This window comes from Rhodovulum sp. P5, from assembly GCF_002079305.1.
In the GTDB taxonomy this organism is placed as follows: domain Bacteria; phylum Pseudomonadota; class Alphaproteobacteria; order Rhodobacterales; family Rhodobacteraceae; genus Rhodovulum.
This window is the reverse complement of record NZ_CP015039.1, coordinates 3,201,764-3,227,228: the sequence shown is the minus strand read 5'-3', so window position 1 is coordinate 3,227,228 and position 25,465 is coordinate 3,201,764. Positions and strand designations below refer to the sequence as shown.

Below are 25,465 nucleotides of genomic sequence, written 5' to 3'. Positions count from 1 at the left end.
GGGAAAGCAGACCCGATGTTTTCAAGGTACAGAAAGACCGACATGCAGGCGGCGGAGCCCGCAGCCAGACAGAAGGATACGTCGGGGCCGACGCTCTCCCCTACGACAGCGCCGCTTCCCGCCACCGCGCCTGCCGACGCCGCCCCCGTGTCCGACAAGGAACGCAAGCGCCGCGAACGTCTGGGCGAACTCAAGATCGAACTGCACAAACGTCTTCTGGAAGACCTCAATCTCGCCGCGCTGGAACATGCCGACGAACAGGATCTGCGCACCGAAATCAATGCCATTTCGGGCGAAGGGCTGGACGAACTCGGCGTCGTCCTCAACCGGGAAGACCGCGCCCAGTTGAACCAGGAACTCTTCGACGAGGTCGTGGGCCTTGGACCGTTGGAGCCGCTGCTGAAGGACGACACGGTCAACGACATCCTCGTCAACGGGCCCAAGCAGATCTTCGTCGAACGGGGCGGCAAGCTGCAACTGACCGACATCACGTTCCAGAACGAAAAGCACCTGCTAAGGATCATCGACAAGATCGTCTCGGCGGTGGGCCGCCGCGTCGATGAATCGAACCCCTATGTCGATGCCCGGCTTGCGGACGGGTCCCGCTTCAACGCGATGGTGCCACCGATTGCCGTCGATGGCAGCCTGGTCTCGATCCGCAAGTTCAAGAAGGACAAGCTGGGGATCGGCGATCTGGTCCGTTTCGGCGCCTTCACCGAGGAGATGGCCGCCTATCTTCAGGCCGCGGTGGCGTGTCGGTTGAACATCATCGTCTCGGGCGGCACGGGCTCGGGCAAGACGACGACGCTGAACGCCCTGTCTTCGTTCATTGACGATGCCGAACGCATCCTGACCATCGAGGATACCGCCGAACTGCAACTGCAGCAGACCCATGTGGGACGCATGGAAAGCCGCCCTCCCAATGTCGAGGGCAAAGGCGCGGTCAGCCAGCGCGATTGCCTGAAGAACGCGCTCAGGATGCGGCCCGACCGGATCATCGTCGGCGAAACTCGGGGCGAGGAAGTCATCGACATGCTGCAGGCGATGAACACCGGCCATGACGGATCGATGACCACGATCCACGCCAACAACGCGCGCGACGCGGTCAGCCGCCTTGAGAACATGATCGCGATGGCCGGGATCGAGATGCCGTTGAAGGCCGTGCGCAGCCAGGTCGCCTCCGCCGTCAACCTGATCGTGCAGGCCAGCCGCCTGCAGGACGGCTCTCGCCGGATGGTGTCGATCACCGAGGTGACGGGCATGGAGGGCGAGGTGATCTCGATGCAGGAAATCTTCCGCTACGAACGCCTTGGGCTGGAGGCAGACGGCAAGATCATCGGCCGCTTCACCGCCACGGGCGTGCGCAGCCACTATTCCGACCGGTTCCGCCAGTGGGGAGACGACCTGCCCGCAAGCCTGTTCGAGCCGAATATGGGAGGTTGAGCCCATGCAGGTCGGCGGCGAACTCATCATCTACGCGCTGATCTTCGTCGCGGTTCTGGCGCTGGTCGAAGGGCTGTATCTGACGGTTTTCGGCAAGTCGATCCGCCTGAACGCCAAGGTCAACCGCCGGCTGGAACTTCTGGAAAAGGGCAACGGCCGAGAGCAGGTGCTAGAACAGCTTCGCAAGGAGATGACCCAGCACATGCAGGCCGGGGGAATCCCGCTTTACGCGATGCTGGCCGACAAGGCGCAAAAGGCCAATATCGCGTTTTCCCCCCGCCAGTTGATCGCCATCATGGTCCTTCTGGCCGGGGTCGCCTTTCTGGCGCTCACCGTCGGGACCGCGGCGCCCTTGCCTGTCCGCGCGCTTGTGTCCGTCGCCATGGGCGTGGGCGGGGTCTATGTCTGGGTCCAGAACAAGGCCACGAAACGGCTGCAGATCATCGAGGAACAGCTTCCCGACGCGGTGGAACTGATGGTGCGTTCCCTGCGGGTGGGCCATCCGTTCATCTCCGCCATCAACATCGTGGCCAAGGAAGTCCCCGATCCGCTGGGCACCGAATTCGGCGTCATTGCGGACGAGGCCGCCTATGGCAGGGATGTGTCCGAGGCGCTGAAAGACCTCGCCGAACGGGTCGACATGCAGGACATGCGGTTTCTCGCCGTGGCGGTCAGCATCCAGCAGCAGTCGGGCGGCAATCTGGCCGAGGTTCTGGCCGGGCTGGCCAAGGTGATCCGCGCGCGGTTCAAGCTGTTTCGCCGGGTCAAGGCCATCACGGCCGAGGCGAAATGGTCCGGCATGTTCCTGTCGGGCTTTCCGGTCGCGGCAATCGTCGGCCTCGTGACGCTGAAGCCCGACTTCTACGACAACGTAAAGGACACGCCGTTCTTCATTCCCGCCGCCATCGGGGTCGGCGTGTTCCTCGTGGCGAATGTGATCTTCATGAAAATCATGGTCAACGTGAAGGTCTGAGGAAACGCAAGCGATGCAAATGCTCGATACGCTGACCGTCCTTCTCACAGACCGGCTTGGCCCGTTGGCGCCGGTTTATGCCATCGGGGTTATCGGTGTGGCGATGATCGCCCTGACACTGCCGGCCCTGTTGCGCAGGCGACCCGACCCGCTGGACAAGCTGCGCCAGCAGACACGCGAGATGAAGGCCGCGACGGTCCGCGAGCCCTCGACGGCCCTGCGGCAAAGCTCTCAGGCCGACAAGCTTGACCGCTTCGCAGACTTCCTCGAACCGCAGGATGATGCGGAGTTCTCGGCGGTCCGGATGAAGCTCATGCAGGCGGGCTATCGCTCCAAATCCTCGGTCAGGGTCTATTACTTCGCCCAGTTGACGCTTGGCATCGGGCTGCTGCTGGTGGGGCTGATCTTCGCCGTCGTGAAACACTCAACGACCGGGGCCAGCACGACCAACATGATCCTGACGGTCCTGATTCCCGGTGCTGCGGGCTACTACCTGCCGAAATACTGGGTGAGCCGCCGGGTGCAGGAGCGGCAGGAATCGATCACCAACGGTTTTCCCGACAGTCTCGACATGATGCTGGTCTGCGTTGAGGCCGGGCAATCGCTGGACCAGTCGATCATCCGGGTGGCAAAGGAAATGCGCGCAGGCTTCCCCCATCTGGCCGACGAGTACGAGATCGTCGCGCACGAGATCAAGGCCGGCAAGGACAAGGTGCAGGTGCTAAAGGACATGGCCGACCGCTGCGGGGTGACCGACGTGTCCTCCTTCGTGACGGTTCTGGTTCAATCCCAGACCTTCGGCACCTCGATTGCCGAAGCGCTGCGGGTCTATGCGGCCGAGATGCGGGACAAGCGGGTTATGCGGGCCGAGGAAAAGGCGAACAAGTTGCCAACCAAGCTGACTTTGGGCACGATGATGTTCACGGTACCACCGCTGCTCATCGCGCTTATCGGCCCCTCGATCCACAGCATCTATGAAACGCTTTCGGGTTCGTCTTTCTGACATTGCCTTTCGCGGCCTGGCGCTGGCCGCGGTAATCGCACTATCTGCCTGCCAGTTGGCGGGGCCAACAGCCTCATCCGGCGCGGACCAGCCACACACCGCGGCGAATGCGATGGTCGAAGGCCATCGCCTGATGGCCGCGGGCGACTATGGCCTTGCGCTGAAGTCTTTCTACCGCGCTGGCGCCGAACAGGGCCTGACCGCCGAGGTCCTGTCCGCCATCGGATCGGCCAATCTGCGCCTTGGCCGTCTGGGTCAGGCCGAACGCCAGTTGCGACAGGCCGTGGACAAGGACAACCGCTTCGTACCCGCCTGGAACAATCTGGGCGTCGTGCTGATCGAGAGAGGCAAGCCGGGCGAGGCGAGGCGCGTCTTTGAAACCGCCTTCGCGCTCGACAGTGGCCAATCGGACGACATCCGGCACAATCTTCGACTGGCTATCGCAAAAACCGAAATTCCGTCGTACGATACACGCAATAATAATGATTACGAACTGGTGAGGCAGGGCAGCGCAACGTACCGGCTGGTCGCCTCCCACTGAGGGCAGAGCAGCAAGGGACGCAGGAAAATGCGCCGATCTATCCTACTTTCGATGTGCGCCGGCGGGGCGCTCATGCTGACGGCCTGTGCCGAGACCACCCCGGTGGAGGTCGAACGGGCCGTGCAGGATGTGCTGGCCGCTGACCAGGGCACCATGAACGACATCATGATGACCGTGGCCGACCCCAACGAGGCCGCGACCTATTTCCGACGGACCCTGAAAGAAAACCCCGGCAATATCGACGCGCAGCGCGGACTTGCGCGGTCGCTGATCCGGGCGAAACGCAATACCGAGGGTGCAGCGATCTGGGCCAAGGTCGCCGCGCACCGGGCCGCCACTGCCGAGGACAAGGTCGACCATGCCGATGCCCTGATCCGCACGGGCGACTGGGCCAGGGCGGAAACGGTGCTGAAAGGCGTCCCGCCGACGCATGAGACCTACAAACGCTACCGGCTGGAGGCGATGATCGCCGACAGCAATGGCCAGTGGGACAAGGCCGACAGTTACTATGAAACCGCGGCGGGGCTGACGACGACACCAGCGAAAGTCCTGAACAACTGGGGTTATTCCAAGCTGACCCGCGGCGATTATCCCGGTGCGGAGCGCCTGTTCGTCGAGGCGCTGACCTATGACCCCGCGCTCTTCACGGCGAAGAACAACCTCGTTCTGGCCCGCGGCGCGCAACGCAACTATGCCCTGCCGGTGATCGAGGCAAACCGGGGTGAGCGCGCCCAGCTTTATCACACGCTGGCACTGACGGCGATCAAGCAGGGCGATGTGGCACTGGGCAAGGGGCTCTTGCAGGACGCGATCGAAACCAGCCCGCAGCATTTCGAGGAAGCAGTCCGGGCGCTGGAAGCGCTCGAAAGCCGCGGCTAGGGCGGCGGCGGTGGCGTTGTCCGCAAATGACGCGCTGTGGTTCCTGCCCTTCGTGCTGCCCATCGCGATCTGGGTGGCGTGGAGCGACATGAAGTACATGAAGATCCCCAACAGCGCCGTGGTCGCGCTGGTTGTCGTCTACGCGGCCGTAGGCCTGATCGCGCTGCCCATCGATGTCTGGGCGTGGCGCTGGCTGCATCTGGTGCTTGTGCTTGGCATCGGCTTCGTGGCCAGCACCATTGGCTTGATCGGGGCGGGCGATGCGAAATTCGCCGCAGCGATGGCGCCCTTCCTGGCTGCCGACGAATCTGGGCGGTTCCTGATGCTGTTCGCCGTGGTACTGGTCGCAGCCTTCATCACCCATCGCGGCATCCGACGTCTGGCCCCGGTGCGTCGCGCCCTGCCCGACTGGGCGTCGTGGACAGACCGGGATTTCCCGATGGGCCTGGCGCTGGCGGGCGCGTTGATCTTCTATCTCGTGCTTAGGGCAAGCGACGGCGTGATGGCCATCAGGATGTAGTCGTCCGTCCGGTCGGCCTCGCTCAGCACGATCCCGGCGTCTTCCAGTTCGGTCAGGATCAGCGCCCTGACGTCCGGGCGCGCGGCACATTGCGGGACCAGAACGAACTCCGCCCCCTCGAGCCCCGGCAAGCCCCCGTAATACCACGGCGCACCGCCGGGCAACGGTACGCCGCCGCCGTAAAGCCAATAGCCGTTCAGCAGATCGGCCACGAAGATCCGCCGCGCCCCGAAACCGGCCTCCGTCAACTCTTCCCCGATGCCCCGGAACCAGCCGACCAGGCCGCTCAACAACCGGCACTGCTCCAACGGCTCGCCGTTCAGGTATGTGGGTTCGGGTCGTGCGCCAGCGTTGTCTTGGCTTTCCGTTGCAGCGAAGGGGCGGCTGACCCGGGTCTGGACATGCAGAACGCGGCCCCCCGGCTCCCACAGCCCCTGATCGCCCGGCAGCATTTCGACCATCCCCTCCCGGTCGGTCGAGAAATTCCTGAGCGGGCTTTCCGCCATCGCCATGAAGCCGGGCGCGGACAGCGCAAGCGCGATCCACCCCGCCACGGCAAGGGCTTGCGCCGGGCCTGATCGTTCATCCCGCCCCTGCGTTACACTTGCCCCCAACGCAAGCGCGGCAAGGAAGAACAACCAGACAGGTTCGTTTCCGTGGTTCTGGAACGTCACATAGGCCAGCCCCGGAGCGGCGACCAAGAGCAGAAGACCGGCCTGCATCGCCCCGACACGGCGAAGGCAGATGACAACGACCAGAAGAAGCGCGGTGCCAACCCGACCGGTCGTGCCGCCCAGAATCACCGCCAGGCTCTCCCCCGGAAAGGCCCGCACCTCTGACCGCGCCACGGTCAGAAGATCGCCCAGATAGGCCGGCCAGATCCCGATGCCCGCCATGGCGGTCACGGCCAGCACCACGGCGATCCCCGACCCGGCGGCAAGCGCAGCCCCGCGCCGGTCGCGCCGGATCCAGAGCGACAGCAGAACCGCCGGCAGGAACGCCACGAAATATGTCATCTTGATCAGGGCCAGCGCAGCAAGGCCAAGCCCAAGGATCATGCCATCGACCATCGGCGACCAGCCCCTGCCCCGGTGCGGCACCACCGCAACCAGCAACACGGTAAAGCCGATGGCCCAACCCCAGCGGTTATAGCTCATCGACAGGGAGATCCCGGGCGCGGCATGGGCGGGCACCAGTGCGACGCACATGATCATCATCCCGGCCCCGAACAGATATGCGGCGGCCTGCGACAGACGGCTGAACCCTGCCCACATTGCCGCGGGCAACAGCAGAGCCCCGACAAGCCCCTGCCCCAGCACGAACGCCTCGGCCAAGGTGAACCCCTGCCGCACGAACAGGGTGATCGGCGCATAGGCCAGCACGCCGAGCGGCGTCATGAAGTCAAGATGCGGCCATTCTCCGGCGGCTTCACGCTCGACGATCTGCGCCATGTGCAGCAGGTCGGCCTCGTGCCATGTCGGGTAAAGCGCGCCCTTGAGCAGCCCAAGACCCGTCGCGACCGCAAGGATCGCGGCCATCAGCAAGGCGAGCGTAAAGGGATTGGGCCGTGACATGTCCTGCCCCGCTAGGGTCCTGTCCTCTCTGCCGGGCAAGTCCTGAAGGAACGGTTTCGAAAGACGCAATTGTCGCCATCTTGCGCCGGGGCGCCCAAGATTTGCCGGAAACGGACGGCAACTTTTCGACACGCCGCAATCGACGAGGTCGCCCATGAACATGCAAACCTCCTCCGTCATCGCCCCGCCAGCGCCGCGCAGCCTTGCCGACATGCGCCTGCCCGAGGTGATGATGCGCGACATCCTTCTGAAGACGGTGTTCCGCCAGAATCTCGACATGGTCACGGAAATCGCCCGGACGATCTGCCTGCCGGTCACGGTCACGCAGGAACTGGTCGATCTGGCCCGGGGTCAAAAGCTGCTGGAGGCGACAGGGACGCTGCATGCCGGGTCCGGCGGCGAGATGGGGTATCAACTGACCGAGGCGGGCAAGGCCCGCGCGCAGGATGCGCTGGCACAGTCGGAGTATTACGGCGCGATGCCCGTGCCGATGGATGTCTATGCCGAACAGGTGCAACGCCAGTCGATCCGCAACATCCAGATCACCCGCGCCCAGTTGACCGCCGCGATGGGCCATCTGATCCTGCCCGACAACCTGCTGGGCCACCTTGGCCCCGCGGTCGGCGCGGGACGCTCGATCCTGATGTACGGCCCGCCCGGCAACGGGAAATCGTCCATCTCCAACGGGATACGCGACGCGCTGGGGGATCGGATCTATATCCCCCGCGCCGTGGAATATGCCGGACAGGTGATCACCGTCTACGACCCCATCGTGCATTCCGCGGCCGAGGAACTGGTGGACGGCCCGACATCGCTGCGCCGCACCTCCAGCCGGTTCGACACGCGTTATGTGCTGTGCGACCGGCCGACCGTGGTCACGGGGGGGGAGTTGTCGCTGTCGATGCTCGACCTCGTCTACAACCCCACGGCCCGCACCTATCAGGCGCCCTTGCAGCTGAAATCCACCGGCGGCGTCTTCATCGTCGATGACCTTGGCCGACAGGCGGAACCGCCGCAGGCGCTGATCAACCGCTGGATCGTGCCGCTGGAGGAAAGCCGCGATATCCTTGCCCTGCAATCGGGCGAGAAGTTCGAGGTCCCCTTCGACACGCTGGTGATCTTCTCCACCAACTTTCACCCCAACGAGATCTTCGACCGCGCCGCGCTGCGCCGGATCTTCTTCAAGATCAAGGTCGACGGCCCGTGCCAGGCGGATTTCCTGAAAATTTTCAATCTTGTCGCTGAAAAGAAGCAAATGCCCGTCGACCAGGCGACGCTGAGCTACCTTCTGGATGAGAAATACCCGCTGATCGACAACGACTATGCCAACTACCAACCGGGGTTCCTGATCGACCAGATGATCTCCATCTGCGATTTCGAAGGCATTCCCTACCAGATGACCCCCGATCTGATCGACCGCGCGTGGGACAACATGTTCGTGCGTGACGAGGCGATTATTCACTGACGCGGCACCGCGACCGACAAGACATAGGTCAAGGATTCCGGGGCCCTGACCCCGCCTACCGTTTGCGTCGCACGCGCGGCTGCACGCGCCCGTGACCTCTCGAAACGCTACCATTCCGCTAAAGTTCGCCGCGTTATATCCGCAGGGTCCGGTGATCCACTACGCCTTGTTAAGACCTGAAGGGCTACTGGTCTTCGATGAATGACGTTCAGGCGGAGCCCGACATGCATCCTGCAGCCAAACTCGCCCTCGCAATCCTTTCTCTTGCCGCGACCACCACCGGCCTTGCCGCGGGTGGCATCGACCGAACGACCGTGCGTTTCGCCCAGGTGGCGGTGCTGGAAGGGCCTTCGGCTCAGCTTGGCACCGGCCTGCGTCAGGGTATTCTCGCCGCCTTCGAAGAGGCGAACCGGGCCGGCGGCATTCACGGTCGGACGATCCAGCTTGATAGCTTCGACGACGGGTATGAGCCCGAAGAATCGATTCGCGCCGTTGCCGGCGTGATCGAGGGGGATGAGCATATCGCCCTGATCGGGCAGGTCGGCACCGCCCAGTTGCAGGCCACGCAAACGATGGCCAGCCATGCCGGGCTGCCCGTGATCGGGCCGATGACCGGCGCCGATTTCGCACGCGCCCCGTGGGTCACCAATGTGATCAACATCCGCAGCACCTACGGCGCCGAGGTCGAAGCCGCGATCGCGCATCTGGCGGATGTGCGCGGCCTTGAACGGGTCGCGATCCTGTATCAGGACGACGCGTTCGGCGAAACCGGGCGCGATGCGGTCCGGGCCTCCTTGCGCAAGCGCGGCCTGTCCCTCGTCGCCGAGGAGACCTACACCCGCAACACCGCCGCCGTGAAGGTTGCGGTTCTCAAGCTGCGCAAGGCCGAACCGGAGGCCGTCTTCTTCATCGGCACCCACATGGCTGTGGCCACCTTCATCGACGTTGCGCAGTATCACGACTTCACGCCGGACTATGCCAGCATCTCCCTCGTCGGCTCCAAGGCTCTGGCGGAAGAGCTGGGTGCCGATGGCGCGGGCGTCATCATCAGCCAGGTCGTGCCCTTCCCGTGGGATGACAGCCTGCCGGTCGTGGCCGAGTTCATCGCAGCCCTTTCCGAACTGGACGCCGAGGCCGAACCAGGCTTCGCGTCGCTGGAGGGCTATCTTTCGGGGCGCGTTGCGATCCGCGCCCTGCAAAACGCCGGACCTTGGCTGACCCGCGAAGGGTTTGCAAAGGCCCTTTCCGGTCTGGGCGAGTTCGACCTTGGCGGGCTTCGGCTCGCCTATGGCCCAGGCGACAATCAGGGTCTGGATCAGGTGTACCTGAGCCGGATCGGCCCGGACGGCCGTTTCGAACCAGTCGAACGGCCCGTACCCGAGGCAGACAGCTAACACCGCAGGGCGACCGCGACCCGGCCGGCCCGCACCCGATCTCCTTCAGCGCAGCGCGGAGGGTCCCATGCGCAGGTTTCTTTCAAATGTACTCGGTAGTCTCGCCCTGAAAATCTCGGGCACGTTGCTTGCCATGGGCGCCATGACTGCCGTCGCCGTTTTCATCGGCCTGAACGTCTTCCATTCCCTCTCGGGACCACTGAACAACCTGCTGGGCAAGCAGTTGCCCGGCATTCAGGACAGCCAGACGGTCATCGGTTTCACCGGCGACATCCAGACAGCCGTCGCCGACATGTTGCTGGCGAAAGACCCCGGCGAATTGCAGATGGCCGCCGAGGATCTGGAGATCCAGATGTTCTCTCTGGCGGATGCGATGGAAAACCTGCCCGCCGAAACCGTGGCCGAGATCGAGGAACTGCTAACCGGCCTCGAATCCGCGGCAGAAGAGATGGAAGGCGCACTTGGCGCCAACTTCTCACGCCGGGACATGCTGCTTGACGAACTGGCGGCGTTCACCACACTGGCCGAAGAGACGCGGGCCCTGCTGCAACAGCTGTCCGACGATGCGGTCTATGACATGAACCTCGCCGGGGACCAGACCATCGATGTCGTGTCCCAGACCCTTGAGGCGATGCTGGAATACGATTTCGCCGCGACTTCGCTGATCCTGCAGGCGCGGGGCGAGATCAACCTGCTGACCGGCATCGCCCTTGCGCTTGCCACGACCGATGAAAAGGCCTTTGCCACCGTCCTGCGCGACACGGCGACCTCTTCACTGAAGAAACTGGACGGCCTGCTCGCCACGCTTGAAGAATCCAACGCGGTCGCCGAGCAGTTGCCAACGCTGAAGGAAGCCCGCGACGCGTTTGCCCAGACAGCGCGCCAGGGGTTCCGCGCGCGGGACGGCTTCCGCAAGGAAATCATGGCCCTTCGCGACCGCAGCCATATCGCCCTCAGCATCGCGATCGACGATCTGACCTACAACCTGATGGTCAGCGCCGAGGATGCCTCGATCTTCAACCGCGATGCCATTCACCGCCTTCTCGAGAACGAGGTGCAGCAGCTTCGGGATTCCGACGAGGTCGCGCTTGCCGTCGAAAGCCTGGTCGCGGTGTCCTATCTCGGCGCCACGGCCCGCGACTTCGACGCGGCCGAAGAGGCCCAGGCCCGTCTGGATGCGGCAGCGGCGCAAATCGTCGACCTCAAGGAAAACGCGTTCCTCAACGATGACATCATCGAAAAGCTCGACCGACTTTTGGCGATTGCCGACCCCAAAACCGGTGTCGTCGGGATCCGGCTGGCCATGCTGGACGCCCAGATGAGCGCCGAGGCCACGTCGCGGGCCGCGGGCGCATGGTTGCGCCGGATCGCCCCGACCGCCGTGATGCATGCTGACAGCATGGTCGAACAGGCCGCATCGGCGGGCGACGCCATCCTTGCCCAGGCCGCCACGGCAGAGCGTCGGATGAACATGATCGGAACCGCCAGTCTTGTGCTGTTCCTCGTGGCACCGGTCTTTACATGGTTCCTGATCATCTGGCCGATTTCGCGCTTGACCCGCGTTACCCACCGGCTTGCCCATGGCGATCTGGCAGAGGTGAAAGGCTTTCGCCTGATGGGTGGGGAAATCGCCCGCATGGCCGAGGCGCTGGTGATCTTCCGCAATGGCCTGATCGAGCGCGCGAAGATGGAAAAAGAGCGCCAGACCGCGGAAATCGAACGTCAGGAACGCGCGGCCGAACAGCATCTCGTCGTCTCGAATCTTGCCGATGCGCTGCGCGCGCTGTCGTCTGGCAACCTCACACGCTCGCTCGACGATCCGTTCCCGGAAGCCTATGAAGAACTTCGCCGGGATTTCAACGCCACCATCGACACCTTGAACGACCTGATGGGCACGGTGGTCGAGAACGCGACCGAGATTCACACCCGCGCCGAGGAAATCAATTCGGCCTCCGACGACCTGTCGCAGCGGACCGAGAACCAGGCCGCAACGCTGGAAGAAACCGCCGCCGCACTGGATGAGTTGACCAGCAGCGTCCGCTCCGCCGCGGAAGGCGCGGCCGAGGTCGAGAAGGTGGTCAAGGATGCCCGCACCGATGCGGAGCAAAGCGGCCGTGTCGTTACCGAAGCCATCGGGGCGATGTCGGAAATCAAGAAGTCGTCGGACGAGATCACCCAGATCATCGGCGTGATCGACGACATCGCCTTCCAGACCAACCTGCTGGCCCTGAACGCCGGCGTCGAGGCCGCCCGCGCGGGCGAGGCCGGGCGCGGGTTTGCCGTCGTCGCCTCGGAAGTGCGGGCGCTGGCCCAGCGCTCCTCGGACGCGGCCAAGGAAATCAAGCAACTGATCTCTGCCAGTTCCGACCATGTCGATTCCGGCGTATCGCTGGTCAACCGGACCGGCGAGGCGCTGACCGATATCGTTGAACGGGTCGCCAATATCGCGGAACTGATCTCCGACATTGCCTCGGGCGCTCAGGAACAATCGGTGGGCATCGGCGAAATCAATGTCGGCGTTACCCAGCTTGACAAGGTGACCCAGCAGAACGCCGCCATGGTGGAACAGGCGACGGCCGCGTCCACAACGCTGAAACAGGAAGCCGACACCCTGCAAGGCATCGTGGCCCGTTTCCAACTGAAAGGGAAAGCGCCAAGCGCGGGCCTGATCGACACAGGGGCGATGGAGTTCATGCCGAGCGCGAGCCCCGCGCCAGTCGAGCACGCCACGTTCGAGACCCGGCAGGTCGCGAATGCAAGCGCGTGGCAGGATTTCTGACCCCAGAGACCCAAGACAGGGGCGGGCTGACCCGCGGAATGCGAGATCAACGCCCGCCCATCGAAACCACCGACCGGCGCTTCACCCGATCTGAAACGCCGGGTCGTGCAAGACCGGCGGCGGAATTCGCCCCGATCCCACACGCCATCGCAATGCCACAGTGAGGCCCTTCTGACGTCTGAACAATCGGCTTTGTAACCGCAGTTGCACTCACATCCGGAAACACGAAGAGAGGTTCCCAACATGCTCCGCAAAGTCCTGACGCCCGTCATCCTGGCCATTGCCGCCGTCCCGGCCGCAGCCGCGCCGGTTCTCGGCACCAAGGAAGAAGGCCGCGCCCTGGCCAAGGCGCTGGTCGAGATCATCGACCGCGACGGCATCGAGGCCGCCACGCAGGCCGTCTATGACCCCGATCTGCCGTTCGTGCACTCCCGCCAGGGCGTCAACCTGTTCACCGGGTCGACCGTCATCGCCGACAATCGCGAACCCGAAATGGTCGCCGCGGATTATTCCCAAACCCCCGACCTGACCGGCGAGCTGGTCTGGCCGCGTGTCTGGGCCGCCGCCGATATCGAGGATGACGCGGTGCTGAAGTGGTACCACTACGACACGCAGGAAGTGTACGACTTCCATTGCTTCAGTATGCATGCAAACCGCGACCAGGGCCTGGTCATGGTGTGTCGCTGATCTGCGCCACATGAAGCTGCGCGCCCCAACAGACTGGATCGCCCGGCCCCTGGCGCAGGGCACGTCCATGACACACGGCCTGAACCAAGCCATCGCGGCAACGGTTCTGGGCGTGTTCCTGTTGGGGATCGCTGCGTGGACATCGATCAATGAGTTGAGCGGTCAGGTCGACCGCTGGGGCGCGATCGAGGCGGTCGACGCGGCCCGGCAGGATCTGTCCCGCACCATCCGCCAGTATCGCCAGTCGCCCGACCCCGAAGGCCAGCAACGTGCGATTGCGGCCTTCGACGTTCTCTCCGCCAAGATCGAGGCATTGCGCTTTGCCGATCCCGGGAATGGCTTTGCCGACGACTCCGGCATCATCGCCGCCGATACCCTGACGGCCTTCATCGTTGCCGCAAGCCAGGCCGACACCGCGACCCGGGCGATGACGAACCTCGACGAAGCCCTCAACCAGGTCGCCGCGCTGGTCGGGCACGAGGCCGAACTTGCCCGGCTGGACCTTGCGGCCTCGACCACGGCGTCGAAAGAACTGGAAGACGAGCAGCGCATCATCACAGAGCGGCTGCATGTCCTGTTCGGCGCGATGGTGACCGCCGAACATATTCGCCGCCACATCGCAAGCTTTGACCGGTTCAAGGGCACCGAGACCGGGCTGGAGGTGCCGCTGAAGGGCATCGAGGCGAAGCTCGAACAGCTTCCCCCGCCCTGTACCCCGGAACAGGAGGGCGAAACCGCGAATATCTGCAAACCGTCGACGGCCCGGCTTCGCGCCAGCCTCGCGGTGCTGTCCGAGGCCGGCCCCGACACGATCAACACGCTGACCCAGAACGCCTATTGGGCGTCCGAGGCCTATTCCCGCGCCGCCGAAACCCGCTACAGGGAACTGACCCGGCAATTGCAGGAAACCGTCGACAAGAGCGAGGACGAGCGCAACCGCATTCGCAGCCTGCGGACGGGCGATATCGCCATCAGCCGCGTCAACTTGGCCCTCAGCGAAGCCCGCGCGATGGCGGCGACACTGGCCACGACACCGCTGGACGACCTTGAGACCCTGAACGGCCAGGTCCGCGCACGGATCGTGCAGACCCGGTTGCGCCTGCCCCATGTGATGACCCTTCGCAACCAGTCGGAGGAAGAAATCAACCGCCTGCGCAGGCTGGTCGCCGAGGCGGAAGAAACCTGGTCGAACGCCCATGCCGCGACCTTTGCCCGCCGGTCGGCCGAACAGGAATACGACGCGCTGCTGAACCGGCTTGGCACCTCGATCACCGCCACGACGGAAGAGGTGCGCCTGTCGGCCAGCCACTGGATCAGCGTCTTTGCCAAAAGCACCTTTGCCGTGCTGCTGCTGGTCGCGGTCGCGGTGATTGCGGCGGCATTTGCCGCGAACCGCCATGTCGCGCGCCCGCTGGCCACGGTGACGTCTGCGATCCTTGACCTTGCACAGGGCGCGACCGAACGGCGCCTTGTCCTGAAAGGCGGTGGGGCGGGCTTCCGGCGCCTTGCCGAGGCCATCGAACGCCTGCGCAATGCCAATATCGAACGCCGCGAGCTTCTGTTGCGCAACGCCGACCAGAAGGCCCAGATCGAGTGTCAGATGAAGACGCTGGAAAAGACCAACCGGGAGATCGAGCATCAGGCCCGCCACGATGCATTGACCGGCCTGCCCAACCGCCGCTTTGCCGAAGACTTCCTGTCCGAGATCGACGAGACATCCGGCCGGAACGGCGAGGATTTCGCCCTGCTTCATGTGGACGTGGACCGGTTCAAGGAAATCAACGACACCATCGGGCATGACGCCGGCGATTTCATCCTTCAGCATGTCTCGGACGTGCTGAGAATGCGAACAGGATCCGGCGAGCACACGTTCCGGATCGGCGGTGACGAGTTCCTGATTGCCATTCTCGGCGGCCCGGACAAGGCGGATGTCGAGGCCGTCGCCAGCAGCATCGTCGAGGATCTTGCCAACCCCGTGAGTTATGAGGGCCATTCCTGCCGGATCGGCGCCAGCATCGGCATCGCCTTCGGCCAGGGGGCGGGGTTCGATGCGCGCAAGACGCTGGTGAACTCCGACATGGCGCTTTACCGGGCGAAGAAGGCAGGGCGGAACCAATACGCCTTCTTCAACGACGATCTGCAGCACCAGATGGTCCGCAGCCGCAAGATGTCGGACGAGATCCTGCTTGGGATCGAGCGGCGCGAATTCGTGCCGTTCTATCAGCCCCAGTTCTACTGCGGCTCGCTGGCGCTAAGGGGGGTGGAGATGCTGTGCCGCTGGCAGCATCCCGAACACGGCCTTCTGTCACCGGGCGAATTCCTGCCCTATGCGGACGAACTGAAGGTCACCGGACGGATCGACCGGATTCTGTTCGAACGCTCTGCCAACGATCTTCGGGCGCTGAAGGCCCGCGGCATCCTGATGCCGAAGATCAGCTTCAACGTCACCGCCGACCGGCTGATGCATCAGGACCTTGCCGAAAGCCTGCGGGCCGATATCGACCCCGATACCGAGGTGTCGATCGAACTTCTGGAATCGATGTCGCTCGACACCCTCAGCGAGGCCCTGCGCTGGTCCATCGACACGCTGAAGGAAAACGACATCCGCGTCGAAATCGACGATTTCGGCAGTTGTCGCGCCTCCATCGCCGGGCTGATCTCGGTCGGGCCGGATGCGATGAAGGTCGACCGGGCAATCATCGCCCCGATCACCGGGTCGGAGCCGCATTACCAACTGGTCAAGGCCATCGTCGAAATCGGGCGCGCGCTTGGCATCGAGGTCGTGGCAGAGGGCGTGGAGACCCAAGACCATGTCAGGTTGCTGACCGAGATCGGCTGTTCGGTGCTGCAGGGATTTGCCCTTGCCCGGCCGATGCCGGTGGACGACCTCGCCCAGTTCATCCTGAAACGCTATGGGGCCCCCGGCGCTGCGGCGTGATACGGATCTGACGGGCACGGCCGCCGCGCCGATGATGGCCCTCTGACCGGCGCTGCGTTGACCTCCGCCCGGCACGGGCCTATCGCTGGTGCTGCCCGATACGCCAGACCCGGAGATCGCCCATGACCCTCGACATCCCCGCCGGTGAAGAACGCCTGACAAAGCTGGCCCATGGCGGCGGCTGCGGATGCAAGATCGCGCCGGGCGTCCTGTCTGAACTGCTGGGCAACGCGGCCGACCTGCCCATACCGGAGGATCTGCTGGTGGGCACAGCGACGTCGGACGATGCGGCGGTCTACCAGCTGAACGACGATCAGGCGCTGGTGGCCACGACCGACTTCTTCATGCCGATGGTGGATGACCCGTTCCATTTCGGCCAGATCGCGGCGACCAATGCGCTCAGCGACGTCTACGCGATGGGCGGCAGGCCGATCATGGCGCTGGCGCTGGTCGGCATGCCGCTGGGCGCGCTGTCCACGCAGACCATCGGGCGGATCCTCGACGGCGGGCGGGCCACCTGCGCCGCGGCCGGGATCCCCGTGGCCGGCGGGCACAGCATCGACGCGGTGGAGCCGATCTATGGACTGGTGGCCCTTGGCGTGATCCATCCCGATCAGGTGCGCCGGAATGCCGGGGCACAGCCCGGCGACGTTCTGGTGCTGGGCAAACCATTGGGCAGCGGGGTTATGTCGGGCGCCTTCGGCAAGGGGCTGCTGAGCGATGGGGGCTATGCCCAACTGATCGACACGATGACCCGCCTGAACACCCCCGGCCCGGCGCTTGCGGCGCTAGAGGGCGTGCATGCGATGACCGATGTCACGGGCTTCGGTCTGGGCGGGCACGGCATGGAAATGGCGCGCGGCGCGGGCTGCGCCTTGCATATCGACTGGGACGCCGTGCCCGTGATGGACGAGGTGCGCGCGCTGCTGGATCAGGGCTGCGCGACCGGGGCCTCGGGCCGCAACTGGGCAAGCTACGGCCATGATGTCGTCCTGCCCGAACGCTTTGCCCAGACCGAGCGGTCGCTTCTGACGGACCCGCAGACCAGTGGCGGATTATTGGTCAGTTGCGCACGGTCTGCACTCGACGACGTGCTGGCGCTCTTTGCCGACCAGGGGTTTGCCCATGCCTCCGTCATCGGAGAGGTGGCAGAGGCGGCCACCCCGCGCGTGGTCATCCGCTAGCCTGACGTCACCCGAACAGGGCGGCGTAGCGGTCACGCAGCACGTTCTTTTGCACCTTGCCCATTGTGTTGCGGGGCAGTTCATCGACGACTTCGAAGTGGCGGGGCTGCTTGAAGCCGGCCAGGCGTTCCCGGAGCACTGCAGCAATGGCCTCGATGTCGGGGCTTTCCCCCGGTGCGGGCACCAGAACCGCCACGACGCTTTCGCCGAAATCGGGATGGGGCACGCCGATCACCGCGCTTTCCAGAACGCCGGGCTGGTCGTCCAGCACCAGTTCGATTTCCTTGGGATAGATGTTGTAACCGCCCGAGATGATCAGGTCCTTCGCCCGGCCAACGATGTGCACATAGCCCCGGTCATCGATCAGCCCCAGATCGCCGGTGATGAAGAAACCGTCCTCGCGCAACTCCTCGGCCGTCTTTTCGGGCATCTGCCAGTAGCCCTTGAAGACGTTCGGCCCGCGCACCTCGATCACGCCGATCTCGCCGGGCGCGACGGCGGCGCCCTCGGCATCGCAGACCTTCACCTCCACCCCCGGCAAGGGCAGCCCCACGGTGCCCGCGACCCGCTCGCCGTCATAGGGGTTGGAGGTGTTCATGTTCGTCTCGGTCATGCCGTAGCGTTCAAGGATGCGATGGCCGGTGCGGTCCTCGAACTGCCGGTGCGTCTCGGCCAGAAGTGGCGCCGATCCGGACACGAACAGACGCATATGCCCCACCAGATCGCGGGTGAAACGGTCGTCGTCCAGCAACCGCGTATAGAAGGTCGGCACCCCCATCATCGTCGTGGCCTTTGGCAGGTTGGCGATCACCGCGTCGGTGTCGAACTTCGGCAACAGGATCATCGCGCCCCCCGCCAGCAGCGTGACGTTGATCGCGACGAACAGGCCATGGCTGTGAAAGATCGGCAGGGCATGCAGCAGCACGTCATCGGCGGTGAAGCGCCAGGTGTCGGCCAGCGCCTGCGCATTCGACAAAAGGTTCTTTTGGGTCAGCATCGCGCCCTTGGACCGCCCCGTGGTGCCGGACGTGTAGAGAAACGCGGCGAGGTCGTCCTCTGCCCGGGGCACCGTCTCAAATTGATCGGGCCGGGTGCGTGCGGCCACCGCGAAGCTGCCGGTGCCATCGGCGTTCAGCGTCGCGACCTTTGCGCCCGCGGCCTCTGCCACCGGGGTCAGCTTGCCCATCTTGCGGCCGTCACAGATGAACAGCCGCGCGCCGCTGTTCTCGATGAAATAGGACACCTCGTCGGGCGTATAGGCGGTGTTGAGAGGTAGGAAGATCACCCCCGCCTGCACGCAGGCGGCGTAAAGCGCCACGGCCTCTGCCGATTTTTCGACCTGTACGGCCAGCCGGTCGCCGGGTTTCAACCCGAAGACCGTCAGCCCGTTTGCGAATTTGGCAGCGAGCCGAAGGAAGGCGTCATGGGTGACGATGCGTCCATCGGGCAGGTGCAGAAACGGGGTGCCCTGGCCCGCATGGCGGCCGAACAGCGTGTCGAAAAGCGGGTTTGCCATGTCTCAGCCTCCCTGTTGCCGGCGTGCCGCGCGACTCCGGTCGCGCATGCGTTCGGCAGCGGTTCTGGCGGACAGCAGAAGGATCGTAAATGCCGCGCAGGGGCGCACCCCAAGGTGAAATGGCACCGAGCCGGCAGGAGGTTGCGGCAGGCCGTGCCGCTGTCAGCGGCCCGCGCGGCCGCGGTGGCCCTCAGGCGACAGACAGTGCAGGGCCCGCATCCCGGGCGGCGCGCACACGCCGCGCCACATGGGACAGCGACAGGCCCAGGGCGATCCCGACGGCAAGGCCAAGGGCATTGGCGGCAGCATCGGACCAACAGGCATTCCGGCCGACGAAGGCTTGCAGATATTCCGTGGCCGACGCAAAGGCCAGCATCACAGGGGCCAGCCACCACAGGGCACGCGGGTGGAACAGCGACCCGGGCAGGATCAGGCTGGCGAAGGCCGCGACATGGACGTATTTGTCGGTGCCCGGCACGATTTCCGGCACATGGACGGCGGGGTGCAGGATCAGCGCGGCCAGAACGACGGCAAGACCCGCCGATGCGATGGCCCATGTCCACCCGTTTCGCGCAAGACCGGCGTTCCTGACCTTTTGCACGGCCGACTCGATGTCGACGCCACCGAACACCCCGCGCGGGTGACCCGAAAGGCCCGGCATCAACCGGGACGGTGCGTGAATGCCGCTGTCAACCATCATGCTCAAAGCAAACCCCTCCATCAAACCGGCCGTCCGGGGCTTTGCCCAGATGAACATTGCGATTGCTCCAACCAGACGCGGACAGAGGGACCAAAGGAGGACCGAAATCGGGCATTTCCGCGACACCGGGGACGAGCGCGCCCCGTCGGCCTGTTCGGCCCTCGCCGACCGGCACCGGAATATGCGCCACGTTGAATTTGACGCATCGCCGCATTAACTTTCCGCCGGGCCCCCTCTTCGGCCGCATTCCAACAGGGAGATCCTAGATGACCCTCGACCGCGCCATCATGACCTTCGCCGGTTTCATGATCCTGCTTTCGCTGGCCCTTGGCACTTGGGTGTCAGGCTGGTGGTATCTGCTCACCGCCTTTGTCGGCGTGAACCTGATCCAGAGTTCCTTTACCGGGTTCTGCCCGGCGGCCATCGTGCTGAAGAAACTGGGCATCAAGCCCGGCACCGCCTTCGACTGAGCCGGGCCATTGGCCCGCCCGCCCCGACTGCGGCACCCCGTCCGGTCGTTTCGGGGTGTCCGTGACCGGCAGACAGGCTAGGTAGGCATGTCGAAGGATCGGGAGGGGCGGTATGCTTCTGTCTCTGCAACAGGTCAGCAAGAGCCATGACAGCGGCGGCGCGCGGGTAGAGGTTCTGCGCGGCGTCAATTTCAGCCTCGCTGCGGGGGAAACCGTGGCCCTGACCGGGGAATCCGGATCAGGCAAAAGCACGTTGCTGCATCTGTGTGCCGGGCTTGACCGGATCGACAGCGGGCACTTGTCCGTCGACGGGCAGGCAATCGAGACGGCGAAGGATGCAGAGCTTGCCGCCCTGCGCCGAACGACCGTGGGCCTGGTGTTCCAGCAGTTCAACCTGATCCCGTCGCTCGACGTTGCGGCCAACCTGGCCTTTCAGGCGCGGCTGTCAGGGCGATATAATGCCGGAGAGGTGCACCGATTGGCCGACAGGCTGGGCCTTGCGCCCCTGATGGACCGCTATCCCGAACAGCTTTCCGGCGGGCAACAGCAACGGGTGGCCATCGGGCGCACGCTGGCCGCGCGCCCCGCGCTGATCCTGGCCGATGAGCCGACCGGCAATCTGGACGAGGCGACGGGCGACGCGGTGCTGGACCTGATGCTGGAACTCGTGGCAGAGGCCGGGGCCGGTCTGTTGATGGTCACCCATTCCCCGCGGCTGGCCGGGCGCCTTGGTCGGCGCGTACATCTGTCTGGCGGGTGGCTGGCCTGATGCGCCGCACTGCCCTGTCCGCGCTTCTGTCCCACTGGCGGCGGCATCCGCTGCAACTGGCAAGCCTTCTGCTGGGGCTGGCGCTGGCCACCGCGCTGTGGTCGGGCGTGCAGGCCATCAATGCGGAAGCACGCGCAAGCTATGACCGGGCGGCGCGTATCCTCGGGCAGGACCGGCTGGAGCAGTTGGCCCCCCGTGACGGACAACGGTTTTCCCAACAGGTCTATGTCGATTTGCGCCGGGCCGGGTGGCTGGTCTCCCCCCTGATGGAGGGGCGATGGTCCCACGCGGGCAAATCTGTGCAGGTCTACGGCATCGACCCGTTCACCGCGCCGCAAGACAGCCTGCCCCCTGCGGTCGGCGAAACCGGAGAGATCACTGAGTTCCTGACCCCGCCGGGGCTGGGTTTCGCCGCACCTGAAACGGTGGCGGATCTTGCGGGGGAAGAGGGCCTGCCCCGGCTTGTCGCGACCGAGGGGATGGCCCCGGGCATCGTCTTTGCCGATGTCGGGATCGCGCAAACCCTTTTGCAGGCGGAGGGCAAGCTCTCACGCCTGCTGCTGTTGCCCGATCAACCGCTGGGCCGGCCGCCGCTGGAAGACATCGCCCCGGGGTTGGAACGCCGCGCCCCGCAGGAGCAGGCGGATGTCGCGCAACTGACCGGCAGTTTTCACCTGAACCTGACGGCCTTCGGGTTCCTGTCTTTCGCGGTGGGCCTCTTCATCGTGCATTCCGCCATCGGGCTAGCGTTCGAGCAGCGCCGCCCGATGTTCCGCACGCTGCGCGCCCTTGGCCTGCCGCTGAGAACACTGGTCAGCATTCTGGCGGCGGAGGTGATGCTGCTGGCGCTGGTCGCCGGTCTGGGGGGCATCGCGCTTGGCTATGTCATCGCCGCGGCGCTGTTGCCCGATGTGGCGGCCTCGCTGCGGGGGCTTTACGGGGCCTCGGTGTCGGGCAGCCTGTCGCTCCGCCCCGAATGGTGGCTGGGCGGACTGGCCATCGCGATGGTCGGCGCGGGCGTGGCCGCGGCGCAAAGCCTGTACCGTCTATGGCACCTGCCGCTTCTGGCACCCGCGCAACCGCGGGCATGGGCGCGCGCCTCTGCCCGCGCGCTGACCGGTCAGGGCCTGCTGGCCGGGGCGCTGGCCGTCGTGGCCCTGCTGGCGCTCTTCTTCGGCAAGGGCATCGTGGGCGGCTTCGTCCTTCTGGGCGCGCTGCTGCTGTCGGCGGCGCTGGCGCTTCCGGCGGCCTTGTCGGTCATCCTGAGCAATGCGGAACGGGTCAGCCGCGGCGTGCTCAGCCACTGGTTCTGGGCCGATACGCGGCAGCAGGTGCCGGGGTTGTCCCTGGCGCTGATGGCGCTCTTGCTGGCCCTGTCGGCCAATATCGGCGTGGGCACCATGGTGGCCAGTTTCCGGGTGACGTTCACCGAATGGCTGGACCAGCGCCTGCCCTCCGAACTCTATGTCACCGCCCGGACGGAGGACGAGGCCGCGCGGTTGCGCGACTGGCTGACGCCCCGGACCGATGCGCTGTTGCCGATCTGGAAGATCGAGGGGCCGGTGCTGGGCGCCAAGGCCGAAATCTATGGTGTGGCCGACCACCGCACCTATCCCGACAACTGGCCCCTGATCCTTGGCACCCCCGATGTCTGGCAAACGCTGGCCCGGGGCGAGGGCGCCATCATCAACGAACAGCTTTGGCGGCGGGAAGACCTTGATCTGGGCGAGACCATTCCCCTGCCCGGCGGGGCGGAACGGCCGCTGGTGGGCGTCTACGCCGATTACGGCAACCCGCATGGGCAGGTGATCATCGGCGTGGCCGATCTGATTTCCCTCTACCCCGATCTTGACCGGCGCCGGTATGCCATCCGCACCGATCCCGAGACCGTGCCGGCCCTGCGCAGCGCGCTGACCGAAGATTTCGGCCTGCCGCAGGACAACATGATCGATCAGGGCAAGGTGAAGGAAATCTCCCTGATGGTGTTCGAGAAGACCTTTGCCGTGACGGCTGCGCTGAACGTGCTGACAATGGGTATAGCGGGGTTCGCGATGTTCACCAGCCTTCTGACGTTGTCGACCATGCGCCTGCCGCAACTGGCCCCGGTCTGGGCGCTGGGGCTGACGCGGGGGCGGCTGGCCCGGCTGGAACTCTTGCGTGCACTTCTGCTTGCCGCGCTGACCATGGTGCTGGCCCTGCCCGTGGGCCTGATGCTGGCCTGGGTCCTGCTGGCCGTGGTGAATGTGGAGGCGTTTGGCTGGCGCCTTCCGATGCATGTCTTTCCCGCCGACTGGCTGTGGCTGGCGGCGCTGGCGCTGGCCGCCGCCGGTCTGGCCGCGGCCTGGCCCGCATGGCGGCTGGCGCGGCTGCAACCCACGACGCTGTTGAAGGTGTTTGCCGATGAACGCTAGGGCGCTGATCCTGGCCCTGCTGCTGCCCCTGCCCGCCTTTGCGCAGGGTTTTGCGGGCCTTGGCCAAACGGCCGACGGGTATACCCTGCCCGAACGCGGGCATGCGCTGACCTTCCCGCAGGATCATGGCCCCCATCCCGGGTTCCGGATCGAGTGGTGGTATCTGACGGCGAATCTGACCGGCGAGGATGGCACAGGCTATGGCATTCAGTGGACGCTTTTCCGCAACGCGCTGGCCCCGCGGGACGACGGCACCGGATGGCAGGCCACCCATATCTGGATGGGCAATGCGGGGCTGACCACGCCGACCGCGCACTATTCGGCGATGCGGCTGGCCCGCGGGGGGATCGGACAGGGGGGCGTGACCCCGGAACCTTTTGAGGCATGGATCGACGACTGGCGCATGGAAAGCACCGCACCGGCGGACGCCGATCCTTTGTCGGCCCTGACCCTGACGGCCAGCGCCCCGGACTTTGCCTATGACCTTGCGTTGACCGCCGATGGCCCCCTCGTCCTGCATGGGGAGGCGGGCTATTCCGTGAAATCGGATCGGGGGAATGCCAGCTACTATTATTCGCAGCCCTTCTATCGCCTGTCTGGCACCCTGACCCTGCCAGAGGGAGAGGTGCAGGTGACTGGCAAGGGGTGGCTTGACCGGGAATGGTCCAGCCAGCCGCTCGACGCCGATCAAGAGGGCTGGGACTGGGTGTCGCTGCATTTCGACGACGGGGCAAAGCTGATGGCCTTTCGCCTGCGCGCCGACAGTGGCGACTACACCACAGGCACATGGATCGCGAGGGATGGGGCGGCAACGCCATTGGCCAAGGGGGCCGTTACGATGACGCCCCTGCGCAGTGACGAGGTCGCCGGGCGCACGATCCCGGTTCGCTGGCGGATCGCCCTGCCCGCGCGCGATCTGGAGATCGAGATCGAGGCGCTGAACGACGGCGCTTGGATGGACACGGCGGTCGACTACTGGGAGGGGCCGGTTCAGGTGACCGGCAACCGCTCCGGCGTCGGCTATCTGGAAATGACGGGCTATGACTAGGCGCGGGCCATGACAGGACGCGACGACAACCTGCCGTCCCGACCCCGCGATATTGTCCTGATCGGGGGCGGGCATACCCATGCGCTGGTTCTGCTGGCATGGGGCAAGGCACCGGTGCCGGGGGTGCGCCTGACGGTCATCAATCCCGGCCCGACCGCGCCCTATTCCGGTATGCTGCCCGGGCTGATCGCGGGCCATTACACCCGTCAGCAGTTGGAAATCGACCTTGCCCCCCTTGCACGGTATGCGGGCGCGCGTCTGATCACCGGGCGGGCCGACGGCATCGACCGCGTGGCGCGGATGGTCCATCTGCACGGGCAGGCGCCGATCCGCTATGACCTCGCCTCGCTCGACATCGGGATCACCTCCGATCTGCCCAACCTGCCCGGCTTTGCCGATCACGCCATCCCGGCCAAGCCGCTGGGCACCTTTGCGCAAGCGTGGGAAGACTTCGTCGCCCGCGCCCGGGCGGGAGCGGTTGCGCCGCGGGTCACCGTCATCGGGGCAGGCGTTGCGGGTGTCGAACTGGCACTGGCCGCACGGCACAGACTGATGCAGGCCGGGCTGTCCGCAGAGGTGACATTGCTGGACGCCGCAGAGGATATCCTGCGCGACGTGCGACGCGGGGCGAAAGCCGCCCTGATGGAGCAGATCCGGGCGCAGAACATCGATTTGCGGGCGGGGATCACCATCCGGCGGATCACCGCGACGGGGACGGCGTTGGAGGGCGGCGAGACCATCCCGGCCGGCATCGTCATCGGCGCAGCCGGGTCGCGCCCGCAGGGCTGGCTGAAGGCAACCGGGCTGCACCTGACCGACGGCTTCGTGACGGTGGATGAAACGCTCCGCTCCGTCACCGACCCGGCCCTCTACGCCGTGGGCGACTGCGCGCATCTAAGCCATGCGCCACGGCCCAAGGCCGGCGTCTACGCCGTGCGCGAGGCCCCCGTGCTGCTGCACAACCTGCGCGCAGAGATCACCGGGGACGGGCGCAAACCCTACCACCCGCAGCGCGATTATCTGAAACTCATCTCGATGGGCGGCAAGCGGGCCGCCGCCGACCGGCTTTCCCTGAGGGTCGAGGGCGCGTGGGTCTGGCGCTGGAAGGATCATATCGACCGCAAGTTCATGCGGCCGTTCCACGATCTCGCACGGGACGGTTAGCCAGACG

General features: G+C 65.3%; 20 protein-coding genes. 17 read left to right on the top strand and 3 right to left on the bottom strand.

Annotated elements, in window-relative coordinates; translation table 11 throughout:
• Nucleotides 1–15 precede the first annotated feature (15 nt).
• From RGUI_RS15355 to RGUI_RS15330, 6 genes are read left to right on the top strand one after another with little or no spacing between them, the layout of a single operon-like run.
• Nucleotides 16–1,443 (top strand): CpaF family protein, encoded by a 1,428-nt coding sequence (locus RGUI_RS15355; RefSeq protein WP_081534557.1) that lies wholly within the window; start codon nt 16–18, stop codon nt 1,441–1,443.
• Between the two features lie 4 nt (nt 1,444–1,447).
• Nucleotides 1,448–2,416 carry a type II secretion system F family protein gene (locus tag RGUI_RS15350; protein WP_081534555.1) on the top strand — a complete coding sequence of 323 codons (969 nt, stop codon included), beginning with the start codon at nt 1,448–1,450 and terminating at the stop codon, nt 2,414–2,416.
• A gap of 13 nt (nt 2,417–2,429) precedes the next feature.
• Nucleotides 2,430–3,419: a type II secretion system F family protein gene (locus RGUI_RS15345; protein ID WP_081534553.1), complete on the top strand. Its 990-nt coding sequence runs from the start codon at nt 2,430–2,432 to the stop codon at nt 3,417–3,419.
• Nucleotides 3,391–3,960 carry a tetratricopeptide repeat protein gene (locus RGUI_RS15340; RefSeq protein WP_081534551.1) on the top strand — a complete coding sequence of 190 codons (570 nt, stop codon included), beginning with the start codon at nt 3,391–3,393 and terminating at the stop codon, nt 3,958–3,960. Before RGUI_RS15345 ends, RGUI_RS15340 begins: the two co-directional genes overlap by 29 nt.
• Nucleotides 3,961–3,987: 27 nt before the next feature.
• Nucleotides 3,988–4,839 (top strand): lipopolysaccharide assembly protein LapB, encoded by an 852-nt coding sequence (locus RGUI_RS15335; protein ID WP_081534549.1) that lies wholly within the window; start codon nt 3,988–3,990, stop codon nt 4,837–4,839.
• A gap of 10 nt (nt 4,840–4,849) precedes the next feature.
• On the top strand, nt 4,850–5,359 hold the full coding sequence (locus RGUI_RS15330; protein ID WP_253798501.1) for a prepilin peptidase: 510 nt from the start codon (nt 4,850–4,852) through the stop codon (nt 5,357–5,359).
• Here RGUI_RS15330 and RGUI_RS15325 read toward each other — a convergent pair.
• A complete protein-coding gene (locus tag RGUI_RS15325; protein WP_081534545.1) occupies nt 5,311–6,933 on the bottom strand; it encodes a hypothetical protein in 1,623 nt (540 codons plus the stop codon). The genes RGUI_RS15330 and RGUI_RS15325 overlap by 49 nt on opposite strands.
• 154 nt (nt 6,934–7,087) lie before the next feature.
• Here RGUI_RS15325 and RGUI_RS15320 point away from each other — a divergent pair, with 154 nt between their 5' ends.
• The 6 genes from RGUI_RS15320 (at nt 7,088) to selD (ending at nt 17,380) form a co-directional block, all read left to right on the top strand.
• Nucleotides 7,088–8,398, top strand: a complete 1,311-nt coding sequence (locus RGUI_RS15320; RefSeq protein WP_081534543.1) for an ATPase — start codon at nt 7,088–7,090, stop codon at nt 8,396–8,398.
• Nucleotides 8,399–8,622: 224 nt separating this feature from the next.
• On the top strand, nt 8,623–9,792 hold the full coding sequence (locus RGUI_RS15315; protein ID WP_081536118.1) for an ABC transporter substrate-binding protein: 1,170 nt from the start codon (nt 8,623–8,625) through the stop codon (nt 9,790–9,792).
• Between the two features lie 67 nt (nt 9,793–9,859).
• Nucleotides 9,860–12,571, top strand: coding sequence for a methyl-accepting chemotaxis protein (locus RGUI_RS15310; RefSeq protein WP_253798486.1), 2,712 nt, complete (start codon nt 9,860–9,862; stop codon nt 12,569–12,571).
• 243 nt (nt 12,572–12,814) lie between these two features.
• Complete coding sequence (locus RGUI_RS15305) at nt 12,815–13,258, top strand: hypothetical protein (protein ID WP_081534541.1); 444 nt, start codon at nt 12,815–12,817, stop codon at nt 13,256–13,258.
• A gap of 67 nt (nt 13,259–13,325) precedes the next feature.
• Nucleotides 13,326–16,196, top strand: coding sequence for a bifunctional diguanylate cyclase/phosphodiesterase (locus tag RGUI_RS15300; RefSeq protein WP_172841164.1), 2,871 nt, complete (start codon nt 13,326–13,328; stop codon nt 16,194–16,196).
• A 122-nt stretch (nt 16,197–16,318) separates the two neighbouring features.
• Entirely contained in the window at nt 16,319–17,380 is a 1,062-nt protein-coding gene (gene selD / locus RGUI_RS15295; RefSeq protein ID WP_081534537.1) for a selenide, water dikinase SelD, read from the top strand.
• 7 nt (nt 17,381–17,387) lie between these two features.
• Here the strand turns inward: selD and RGUI_RS15290 are convergent, their stop codons facing one another.
• Together RGUI_RS15290 and RGUI_RS15285 are read right to left on the bottom strand one after the other, a co-directional pair.
• Nucleotides 17,388–18,896, bottom strand: coding sequence for a malonyl-CoA synthase (locus RGUI_RS15290; RefSeq protein WP_081534535.1), 1,509 nt, complete (start codon nt 18,894–18,896; stop codon nt 17,388–17,390).
• Nucleotides 18,897–19,086: 190 nt separating this feature from the next.
• Nucleotides 19,087–19,653, bottom strand: coding sequence for a hypothetical protein (locus RGUI_RS15285; RefSeq protein ID WP_081534533.1), 567 nt, complete (start codon nt 19,651–19,653; stop codon nt 19,087–19,089).
• Between the two features lie 209 nt (nt 19,654–19,862).
• On the opposite strand from RGUI_RS15285, the gene RGUI_RS15280 reads away from it, so the two are divergent.
• The 5 genes from RGUI_RS15280 to RGUI_RS15260 all read left to right on the top strand — a co-directional run bounded on the left by RGUI_RS15280 (nt 19,863) and on the right by RGUI_RS15260 (nt 25,458).
• A complete protein-coding gene (locus RGUI_RS15280) occupies nt 19,863–20,066 on the top strand; it encodes a DUF2892 domain-containing protein (protein WP_081534531.1) in 204 nt (67 codons plus the stop codon).
• Between the two features lie 112 nt (nt 20,067–20,178).
• Nucleotides 20,179–20,835, top strand: coding sequence for an ABC transporter ATP-binding protein (locus RGUI_RS15275; protein WP_081534529.1), 657 nt, complete (start codon nt 20,179–20,181; stop codon nt 20,833–20,835).
• Nucleotides 20,835–23,246, top strand: a complete 2,412-nt coding sequence (locus tag RGUI_RS15270; protein ID WP_081534527.1) for an FtsX-like permease family protein — start codon at nt 20,835–20,837, stop codon at nt 23,244–23,246. Before RGUI_RS15275 ends, RGUI_RS15270 begins: the two co-directional genes overlap by 1 nt.
• Complete coding sequence (locus RGUI_RS15265; RefSeq protein WP_081534525.1) at nt 23,236–24,294, top strand: lipocalin-like domain-containing protein; 1,059 nt, start codon at nt 23,236–23,238, stop codon at nt 24,292–24,294. The genes RGUI_RS15270 and RGUI_RS15265 overlap by 11 nt, the downstream gene beginning before the upstream one ends.
• Nucleotides 24,295–24,303: 9 nt before the next feature.
• Nucleotides 24,304–25,458 (top strand): FAD-dependent oxidoreductase, encoded by a 1,155-nt coding sequence (locus RGUI_RS15260; RefSeq protein ID WP_081534523.1) that lies wholly within the window; start codon nt 24,304–24,306, stop codon nt 25,456–25,458.
• Nucleotides 25,459–25,465: the final 7 nt, after the last annotated feature.